Annotated in this window: 8 protein-coding genes, 1 tRNA gene and 1 pseudogene; 3 read left to right on the top strand and 7 right to left on the bottom strand. The window is 42.1% G+C overall.

All coding sequences use genetic code 11. The annotated features are described in order from the left end of the window. Positions 1-122: 122 nt before the first annotated feature. The 3 genes and pseudogenes from FTU37_RS15670 to FTU37_RS15660 form a co-directional block, all read right to left on the bottom strand. Positions 123-848, bottom strand: a pseudogene (locus tag FTU37_RS15670) (FAD-dependent oxidoreductase); the annotation flags it as partial. Between the two features lie 102 nt (positions 849-950). Beyond that, positions 951-1,838, bottom strand: coding sequence for an SDR family NAD(P)-dependent oxidoreductase (locus FTU37_RS15665; RefSeq protein WP_078189400.1), 888 nt, complete (start codon positions 1,836-1,838; stop codon positions 951-953). 401 nt (positions 1,839-2,239) lie between these two features. Continuing rightward, on the bottom strand, positions 2,240-3,517 hold the full coding sequence (locus FTU37_RS15660) for an O-acetylhomoserine aminocarboxypropyltransferase/cysteine synthase family protein (RefSeq protein WP_180042174.1): 1,278 nt from the start codon (positions 3,515-3,517) through the stop codon (positions 2,240-2,242). A 318-nt stretch (positions 3,518-3,835) separates the two neighbouring features. Between FTU37_RS15660 and ettA the strand changes: the two genes are divergently transcribed. Next, positions 3,836-5,497, top strand: a complete 1,662-nt coding sequence (gene ettA / locus FTU37_RS15655; protein WP_180042172.1) for an energy-dependent translational throttle protein EttA — start codon at positions 3,836-3,838, stop codon at positions 5,495-5,497. 64 nt (positions 5,498-5,561) lie between these two features. Here the strand turns inward: ettA and FTU37_RS15650 are convergent, their stop codons facing one another. After that, positions 5,562-5,972, bottom strand: coding sequence for an SEL1-like repeat protein (locus FTU37_RS15650; protein WP_180024277.1), 411 nt, complete (start codon positions 5,970-5,972; stop codon positions 5,562-5,564). Between the two features lie 354 nt (positions 5,973-6,326). Here FTU37_RS15650 and FTU37_RS15645 point away from each other — a divergent pair, with 354 nt between their 5' ends. Beyond that, a complete protein-coding gene (locus tag FTU37_RS15645) occupies positions 6,327-7,298 on the top strand; it encodes a zinc transporter (RefSeq protein ID WP_180042170.1) in 972 nt (323 codons plus the stop codon). A gap of 25 nt (positions 7,299-7,323) precedes the next feature. Here the strand turns inward: FTU37_RS15645 and FTU37_RS15640 are convergent, their stop codons facing one another. From FTU37_RS15640 to gltX, 3 genes are all read right to left on the bottom strand, one after another. Continuing rightward, complete coding sequence (locus FTU37_RS15640; RefSeq protein ID WP_180042168.1) at positions 7,324-7,665, bottom strand: hypothetical protein; 342 nt, start codon at positions 7,663-7,665, stop codon at positions 7,324-7,326. A gap of 154 nt (positions 7,666-7,819) precedes the next feature. Next, a tRNA-Glu gene (locus FTU37_RS15635) sits at positions 7,820-7,895 on the bottom strand. Between the two features lie 91 nt (positions 7,896-7,986). Then, positions 7,987-9,495 carry a glutamate--tRNA ligase gene (gene gltX, locus FTU37_RS15630; RefSeq protein ID WP_180124626.1) on the bottom strand — a complete coding sequence of 503 codons (1,509 nt, stop codon included), beginning with the start codon at positions 9,493-9,495 and terminating at the stop codon, positions 7,987-7,989. Between the two features lie 259 nt (positions 9,496-9,754). On the opposite strand from gltX, the gene FTU37_RS15625 reads away from it, so the two are divergent. Next, positions 9,755-9,902 (top strand): transposase (locus FTU37_RS15625; protein WP_147264572.1); only part of this gene is annotated, 148 nt, incomplete at its 3' end.

Below are 9,902 nucleotides of genomic sequence, written 5' to 3'. Positions count from 1 at the left end.
TAAAGAGTTCCTGTACCGCCATACTGTCAGCGCAGTGCGGTATCGAAAGGTGCAATCTCTAAGATTGCATGGGTCGCAAAGATTCCCCCACCATAGCTCTTAGCTTGGTGGTGGGAGTATGTCAAGAATCCTTCTAAATCTGCTGTAGGTAGACTCCAGAAAATGCTCGAAAGGCGCTGTTCAGGCTGCGTTGGAATTGCTCCCGTAGGCATTACACCCATCATGATGTTGGAGCGGTCATAGAACTGATGCAAGATCTGCGGATTCAGCACTTCGCATTCAGGCACGATGATCCACTTTGCACCCCAAGGGTAGGCTTGGTTGAGCTTTTCCCATGCTTTAGGGCGTAAATGGCTGCGTGCGCCATTGGCGATCAACACGAGATCAAATTGACGTTGAAAGGATTGATCTGCGGATTGTCCAATCACGTTTATACCGTCACTGGACTCTTGAAGTTCATGTACCTCATGCGCCATACACCACTCAACGTGTTGAGGATATTCTCGGACTTTGGATGCAAGGACATGACAGAGTGTGGCACGGTGAATGCCGAGTCCATATGAACGTTCATCGGCTTGTCGATATTGACTGTTTATCAGCAAGTCGCCGCCAGCCAGTTGACCTTCAAGACCGGTTACCACAGCGCCAAGGCTTAAGGCTTGTTCCAAAATGCCTAAATGTTCGAAAACTGCCAGTCCGGCAGGTTGTAATAATAATCCTGCGCCCACAGGTTCAAGTTGTGAGACTTTTTCATATAAGCAGATCTGATGGCCTTGAGCAGCAAGCATTGCTGCAGCAGCTAATCCTGCCGTACCTGCACCGATGATGGCAATATTTTGAGTTTTCATTGTTTTAAAAGTTGATTTTATCTCAGCCCAATGTATCAAAGATGCTGCATAAAACCCAATAAAAAAGCCCTCAAAAGGGCTTTTTTAGGGGTGAGTCAAGTCTTACCAGTGTTCACCTGGGAATAGGCGAGCATATGCCTTTTGTACCCAATTGAGTTTTTCTTGCTTACCAATAGACGCTGAAGAGCTTGGGAACAAGTTATAACCAATCGACATGAGTTTGTTGTTAATGTCTGGAGCAATTGAGTAGGTAATAGAAGCCAGACGGCCCAAATTGGTCGCCACTTTCTTTGGACGTTTCACGATGGCATAGGCAATCAGGTCAGTCGCTTGTTCTGGAGAAAGCGTTGGAACGTATTTATAAATTTTGGTTGGAGCGATCATTGGCGTGCGCACCAATGGCATGTAGACCGACGTGATGGCAATATTATGCGAGTGAACTTCAGCGCTCAGGCAACGGCTAAAAGCATCTAATGCGGCTTTAGACGCAACATAGGCAGAGAAGCGTGTTGCATTGGCCAATACACCAATCGAACTGATGTTGATGATATGACCTTCACGACGAATCATCATTTTCGGCAGTAAATTCATCACCAAACGTACCGCGCCAAAATAGTTCAACTGCATAGTACGTTCAAAATCATGGAAACGATCGGTTGATTCATGTACGGCACGACGAATAGAACGGCCAGCGTTATTAATTAAGATATCAATATGATCGACGGAAGCGAGGATTTGTTGTGCCACAGCATCAATGGAGTCCATATCATTGAGGTCACATGGGAAAACATCGGCTTTACCGCCAGTGGCTTCAATTTCAGCTTTTACGGCATCAAGAGTTTCTTTGGTACGTGCAACCAGTAGAACATGTGCGCCTGCGTTGGCAAGGCGATGCGCTGTGGTTAAACCGATACCACTTGATGCACCGGTGATTAAAATGGTCTTACCGTTGACACGGTCAACGAAACGTTTCTCAAGTCTTGAATTCACGATGAGGTTCCCTGTTAAATCAGTTTTATTGTATTCATTTATCGGCCCGACAACGCTATGTGCAGGGCTGTTTTAAGTCAGCGGTATGATAGCGTTTTATTCAAAAAAAGCCATATGATAAGTAATTGATAATAAAATAATATTTAGAGTTTTTACTCTAAATTAAAATCCCTATTTACTCAATTTTTAACACATAAATATGTGAAAGAGAAGTGCTTTTATCAACATCGTTGCAACCTAAAAAAGTCGATTTTCAAGATAAATAAAATTGTAAATAAATATAGAAGCAGGGCCATAGATGCCTAAAGTTGGAAGGCGGATTATGTGGGAGTGGTTATTTAAATGAAATGGAAATAAAAACAGGCCTTAAAAATAAGACCTGTGGATTGTGCAATTATGGTTTAAACAGCAGCTAAGGCTTGCTCTAAGTCTGCAATCAAGTCATCCGCATGTTCGATCCCAATCGATAAACGAACCATATCAATGCTGACCCCCGCTGCTTTGAGTTCATCTTCATTGAGTTGACGATGTGTCGTGGTCGCAGGATGGCAGGCTAAACTTTTGGCATCACCAATATTCACAAGGCGAGTAAACAACTGCAAGGCATCGATGAAACGTGTGCCACCTGCAAGGCCATCTTGAACGCCGAATGAAAGAATCGCAGATGGTTTGCCTTTGACATATTTTTGCGCCAAAGCATGTTGTGGGTGGTCTTTTAGGCCAGCGTAGTTAACCCATTTTACTTTTGGATGCGCTTGTAAATATTCAGCCACTTTTTGCGCATTTTCTGTATGACGTTCCATGCGCAGGCTTAAGGTTTCCAAACCTTGTAAGATCAAAAACACATTGTTCGGGCTGATCGCAGCGCCCGTATTACGCAGTGGTACCACGCGCGCACGAGCAATGTAGGCTGCTTCACCTAAGGCTTCGACATAATTCACCCCGTGGTAGCTTGGATCAGCGGTATTCAGTGATTTAAAGCGTTCAGGATATTTGCCCCAAGGGAACTTGCCGCTATCGACGATGATGCCGCCGATCGAATTACCATGACCACCAATATATTTGGTCAATGAATGCACCACAATGTCGGCACCAAATTCAAATGATTTTTGCAGGACAGGAGTAGCAACGGTATTGTCGACCACCACAGGTATGCCATATTCGTGCGCAATTTTCGAAATTGCTTCGAGGTCAATAATATTGCCCAATGGGTTACCAATAGATTCGACAAAGACCAACTTGGTTTTGTCATCGATGAGGCTACGCAGCGCTTCAGGGTTTTGATAATCAAAGAAGCGAACTTCAATGCCTTGTTTCGGCAGGGTGTGGGCAAACAGATTATATGTGCCGCCATATAGGGTCGAAACTGAAGCGATATTGTCGCCTGCTTCAGCAATAGTTTGAATCGCATATGTAATGGCAGCCATACCAGAGGCTAAGGCCAAAGCGCCAATACCGCCTTCGAGTGCTGCAACACGCTGTTCAAGTACCGCTGTGGTTGGATTCATGATGCGGGTATAAATATTACCCTGAACTTTTAAGTCAAATAAATCAGCACCATGCTGTGTGTTATCGAAGGAATATGAAGTGGTTTGATAAATTGGCACCGCAACCGCTTTGGTGGTTGGCTCCGGTGTATACCCCGCGTGAATTGCTAAAGTTTCGTCTTTATATGTCATGATTACTTCATCTAAGTGAGCTAGTTTTTAAACAGTCTATCATTTTTATATATGAATAAAAGTGCTTTATTTCTAAAATTAATATCATAATTATTCATATTGTTGAAAAATTTTCAGCTAAAGATGAGCGAAATCATGCTTAAAAACGCATGTTTAAATTTTGTTCGCCATTAAACTTGTAACAATGCATTGAAGGCGTGTGCGAAACCTTATTTTTTCACGACTTTATGCGTATAATAGCCGATTATTTTTTCGCTCAATTGAGCAGGGGCAACTTTGTGTTGTTCCGTATATGTTTTGACTATTGAGGAGTCCTAAGTGGCCCAATATATTTACACGATGAACCGTGTGTCGAAGATGGTTCCGCCTAAGCGCGAAATCCTGAAAGACATCTCTTTATCATTTTTCCCAGGCGCAAAAATTGGTGTGCTTGGTCTAAACGGTGCAGGTAAATCTACCTTGCTTCGTATTATGGCGGGCGTAGATAAAGATTTCTCAGGTGAAGCACGTGCTCAACCGGGTATCAAAATTGGTTACCTTGAACAAGAGCCGCCATTGGATGAAAGCAAAGACGTTCGTGGTAACGTTGAAGACGGTTTACGTGAACCGTTGGATGCTTTGGCGCGTCTTGATGAAGTGTTTGCAGAATATGCAGCAGAAGATGCTGACTTTGATGCACTTGCAAAAGAACAAGAGAAGTTAGAAGCGATTATCCATTCATGGGATGCACATAACATTGTCAACCAAATGGATCAGGCTGCTGCAGCGTTGAATCTTCCAGCTTGGGATGCAGATGTATCTAAGTTGTCTGGTGGTGAGCGCCGTCGTGTTGCACTTTGCCGTTTGTTATTGTCTAAACCAGACATGCTACTTCTAGATGAACCGACGAACCATTTGGATGCTTCATCAGTATCTTGGTTAGAACGTTTCTTGAAAGATTTCCCAGGTACGATCGTTGCGATTACCCATGACCGTTACTTCTTGGATAACGTGGCAGAGTGGATTCTTGAGCTTGACCGCGGCATGGGTATTCCATACCAAGGCAACTACTCTTCTTGGTTAGAGCAGAAAAATGCTCGTTTAGAGCAAGAACAGAAGCAAGAAGAATCTTTTGCTAAAGCATTGAAAAAAGAACTTGAATGGGTTCGTTCAAATGCCAAAGGTCAGCAAAAGAAAAACAAAGCGCGTATGGAGCGTTTTGAAGAGCTTAACTCACGCGAATTCCAACAGCGTAACGAAACGTCTGAAATCTACATTCCACCTGGTCCACGTTTAGGTAACAAGGTTGTAGAAGTTGAAGGTATTAGTAAATCCTTTGGTGACCGTACACTTTATAAAGATTTATCGTTCGTTGTACCACCTGCTGCAATTGTAGGTATTGTGGGCGAAAACGGTGCGGGTAAAACCACATTATTCCGTATGATGACAGGCGAACAACAACCAGATACAGGTACAGTTACACTGGGTGAGTCTGTTAAAGTGGCTTATGTTGGTCAGATTCGTGACACCTTAGATGACAACAAAACTGTTTGGGAAGAAGTTTCTGGCGGTTTAGATATCTTGAAAATTGGTGAATACGAAATCGCATCTCGTGCGTATATCGGTCGCTTTAACTTCAAAGGTCAAGATCAGCAAAAACGTGTAGGTCAATTGTCAGGTGGTGAACGTAACCGTTTACAACTTGCGAAAATCCTGCAAATGGGCGCAAACGTTATCTTACTCGATGAACCATCAAACGACTTGGATATCGAAACTTTACGTGCGCTTGAAGATGCCATTCTGGTATTCCCAGGGACTGTAATGGTGATCTCGCATGACCGTTGGTTCCTCGACCGTATTGCAACGCACATCTTGTCATTTGAAGGTGAAACCCCTGAATTCTTCACGGGTAACTACCATGAATTTGAAGAATACCGTCGTAAACGTGATGGTGATGACCTAGTTGCAAAGCGTCAAAAATACCGCAAAATTGGCAACTAAGTTCCAGTTTTAAAATAAAAAAACCAGCCTGCGGGCTGGTTTTTTATTACTTAGAATGCAATGACTATACGACAATGTCTTCATAGGCATGATGTAAGACGTAGTCTGCTTGTTCATGGCCTTGTGCAGCCGCTTTACTGAGCCAAAGCTCTGCAAGTTCATAATTGCGGTCTAAGCCGAGTTCTCCACGTAAATAACCGAGACCTAAGCGATATTGGGCATCTTTATGACCTTTTAATGCGGCACTTAAAAAATTCCACATGGCATTGCGATAGTCAGTAGGGGATTGGTCTGCTGAATCCATAGTATGGTGACTGAGAAAGTCTTGATGGTGTTGAGCCGCAAGAATTTCAAAATAAGTCCCTTGGGCGTAATCACCTTCGGCTTCTGGAATCGAAAGATGCATTCCTTGCAACTTTGGATTCATCTGTTGTGACAACAGTGCATAGATTTTTTTCAGAGCTTGTATCATCATTGTTAAACTCCTTGTTTCTAAATATAACCACTTGATTAATAAAAATATTAATTGCAGTCATTCGTGCGCTGCGATGAATGATTTAATTGTTTTAAACAGATCACACTTAAGATGAAAATTAGCATGCTTGTCATGATATGTGAATAGGTATTGAAAAATATTTATAAGTGATTTCAGTCATCTAGATCGCGAAAAATTATTTTTAATAAATTGAAAGTAGATGCTGAAAAAAGCAGTTTTAAAGTTTGAAGGTAAAACGTAGTACTGAAGGTTGAATAATGTAATTTTATTACGTTTACTGCACCTGTTAAGCTCAAGACTGAAGAATATATAATTTATAAAGGTCAGAAAATAATGAGTGAGCATCATGGGCATGACCACAGCCATGCCGTTGTGACGGAAGGGAATGTCAAAAAATTAAGTTTTGCCTTAGCACTGACCACGACGTTTTTGATTATTGAAGTCATTGCAGGATTTATGACGCAAAGTTTGGCGCTATTGTCAGATGCGGCACATATGTTCACCGATGCCGCAGCCCTTGCCATAGCATTGGTCGCGATCAAAATTGGCAAGCTTCCTGCTGACAACAAACGCACCTTTGGCTATCAGCGTTTTGAAATTTTGGCAGCCTTGTTTAATGCCTTGATGCTATTTGTGGTGGCGATTTATATTTTGTATGAGGCCTATCAGCGCTTTTCAACACCGCCAGAAATTCAAAGTATGGGCATGATGATGGTCGCCGTTATTGGTTTGATCATTAACTTAATCTCGATGCGTATTTTATTTTCCAGTTCACAAGAAAGCTTGAATGTGAAGGGGGCGTATCTAGAAGTGTTGAGTGATGCCCTAGGTTCGGTTGGTGTAATTATTGGTGCAGCGATTATTTATTTTACGGGCTGGATGTGGGTCGATACACTAATTGCGGTGCTCATTGGCTTTTGGGTTTTACCAAGGACTTGGATTTTACTCAAACAAAGTATCAATATTTTATTAGAAGGCGTGCCTGAAGAAATTGACATAGAAAAGTTACGCAATGATTTATTGGCACTCAATGGGGTAGAGAGTATTCACCAGTTAAAGGTCTGGGCAATAACATCAAAGAATGTGCATTTGACAGTTCATCTCTTTGCACCTGAAGCCGATCGTAATGCCTTATATTTTGAGGCGATTGAAATGTTGCAACATGAACATGGAATCACGGAGATGACATTACAAATCGAAGAAGATGAATGTGTGGTACACCAACATACCCAAAAGTCTGATCATGCACATGGGCATCATCAAGATGATCACGCGCATTCTCATGATGAATCACATCAGCACTAATGCTGATGTAATTTAAATGGCCGGCTTAGATTTCCCACTCATGATTACATTCGCGGCATTTCCATTTTTTCTGTGATTGCATAAAACCTTGCATTGAGATTTTAAAATCTGGCAGGTCGCGATAGAACATGAAGCCAGCAATCAAGCAAGCAATAAATACAACAACAGTCGCAGTTTGTAATGTAGCACCTGCACCGTCACCAAAAATCCACATTGCGATGCTGATAATCACCAACAGTAAAAGAATAAATACCGCAGGGATGAGGATAATCAGGCTTTTAGGCACGACAGGACGAGCAACAGGCTGGCCTGCTTGCGCAAGAGGCATAATTTTAGGGCTTTGACATTTAGGGCAACGGTATTGCATTGCAACTCCATAATTTTAATCTATGGTTTATTTTAATCAGAATGACGCAGAAAGCAAAAATACCGTAAATTTAAATCAGATAAAATTTAGGCAATAAAAAACCCAAGTCATAATGCTTGGGTTTTTTATAAGATGATTTGCATCACCTTGAATATGGCGTCCCTACGGGGATTCGAACCCCGGTTACCGCCGTGAAAGGGCGATGTCCTAGGCCTCTAGACGATAGGGACAATTTGAGGCAACTTAGAGTTGGTTGACACCATCTCTCGGTATGGGCGCTATATTAGGGGGATAACGCCCATCCGTCAACTAAAAAATCAATTAAGCTTCATCAACTGCATCATTTTTCGGCAGTTTTAGGCTTTCATTGAGTTTTTCCCAAGCTTTTGTTTCTTTTTTGCTCGGTCCACCCACAATTTCAAGCGCATGACGTAAGCGAGCAAAGGTTAAATCAGGACCAATGGTTACCATCGATTGCATAACCGGTGTCGAAGATGTCGAACCAGCAATAGCAATAAAGAAGGTTGGCATGAAGTCACGAAGTTTAATGTCCATTTGGTTCGCCAAATCCATAAGCGTTTGGCTGACGGTGTCATTGTTCCAAGTGAACATGCTTTCTAGACGCCAAATGGCAAATTGAAGGCTTTGACGAACTTGTTCTTCAGTCAATTTTTTGCTTTCAAACTGTTCTTTGCTGAGTGTTGGGAATTGGTTGAAATAAAAACCTGCCCAATTCACTGCTTCAGACAATAAATTAATACGTGGTTGAATCGCAGCAGCAATTTCTTCCAAGGTATTACGATCTGATTTCCAAGCCAGTAGGGTATCGAGCAATTGACCCGGTGTTAAACCTTTAATCCATTGACCATTTAACCAGTTTAGCTTTTCAACATCAAAGATCGGACCGCCTAGTGATACACGTTGAATGTCAAAGTGTTCAATCATCTCAGCCAAAGTGAATTTTTCACTTTCATCTGGCATTGACCAGCCCATACGGCCTAAATAGTTCAATAATGCTTCTGGTAAAACGCCGATGTCTTTGTAGTAGTTAATTGAGGTTGGGTTTTTACGTTTAGACAGTTTTGATTTATCTGGGTTACGTAACAGTGGCATGTGGCAAAGCACAGGCATGTCCCAACCAAAATATTTGTACAATAATTGGTGTTTAGGCGCAGATGGAATCCATTCTTCACCACGAATCACGTGAGTGATTTCCATTAAATGGTCATCAACCACGTTTGCCAAGTGATACGTCGGTAAACCATCGGTTTTCAGTAGAATCTGCATGTCGACTTGCGCCCAAGGAATTTCGACTTCACCACGTAGTAAGTCGTTAAATTTACAAATTCCTTCTTCAGGCACTTTCATACGAATGACATGCGGTTCACCAGCAGCCAAACGCTGTGCCACTTCTTCTGCAGTGTGTTTTAAGCCACGACCGTCATAACGCGGTGATTCACCACGTGCTTGTTGTTCCGCACGCATTTGATCGAGTTCTTCTGCTGTTGCAAAGCAGTAGAATGCATGGCCTTTTTCAACCAGTTCCAAAGCATATTGTTTATAAATGTCCATACGTTCAGATTGGCGGTATGGTGCATGAGGACCACCCACATCTGGACCTTCTGACCAGTTCAAACCTAACCAACGCAATGAATCTAAAATCATTTTTTCAGATTCTGGCGTAGAGCGCAGTTGGTCTGTATTTTCAATGCGAAGAATAAATTCACCGCCATGTTGCTTCGCAAAACATAAGTTAAATAATGCAATATAAGCAGTCCCAACATGCGGGAAACCAGTAGGAGAAGGTGCGATACGAGTACGAACAGTCATAATCAGCTTTTAATCAGAATGTAAATTGGGATCTATTATAACGAAAAAGCCTGATCACTTAATGCTTAAATGAACTACTCGGAGCTAAAGCAACCGAGTTTTTGTAGTGCAACCTAAGTTGCACACATCTCTTTTGACGCTTCTACGGTACTGCGAAAAGAAGTTTTGACACCTCTAGTCGTCTTACGAACACTGATGTGTGCTGAAAAAACAGGAGGTTTTAACTTGGTAAACTAAACACACTCATCAGGAGTTTACCATGAGCAAGAAACACAAGACTTACACCACAGAATTTAAAGCTGAAGCCATCAAATTAATTGAAGCCAATCAAGGCAATGTCTCGGAAACAGCTAGACAACTTAGCATTTCAATGCAAACTCTTTCAAATTGGAATACCAAAGCAAAGG

This window comes from Acinetobacter sp. YH12097, assembly GCF_013419225.1.
In the GTDB taxonomy this organism is placed as follows: domain Bacteria; phylum Pseudomonadota; class Gammaproteobacteria; order Pseudomonadales; family Moraxellaceae; genus Acinetobacter; species Acinetobacter amyesii.
This window is presented reverse-complemented; position numbering and strand designations above follow the sequence as displayed.

What these genes read in the sequence shown, in the direction of transcription:
- FTU37_RS15660 (WP_180042174.1), bottom strand. Translation starts at nt 3,517, where the DNA reads ATGACATATAAAGACGAAACTTTAGCAATTCACGCGGGGTATACACCG.
- FTU37_RS15650 (WP_180024277.1), bottom strand. Translation starts at nt 5,972, where the DNA reads ATGATGATACAAGCTCTGAAAAAAATCTATGCACTGTTGTCACAACAG.
- FTU37_RS15645 (WP_180042170.1), top strand. Translation starts at nt 6,327, where the DNA reads ATGAGTGAGCATCATGGGCATGACCACAGCCATGCCGTTGTGACGGAA.
- FTU37_RS15640 (WP_180042168.1), bottom strand. Translation starts at nt 7,665, where the DNA reads ATGCAATACCGTTGCCCTAAATGTCAAAGCCCTAAAATTATGCCTCTT.
- gltX (WP_180124626.1), bottom strand. Translation starts at nt 9,495, where the DNA reads ATGACTGTTCGTACTCGTATCGCACCTTCTCCTACTGGTTTCCCGCAT.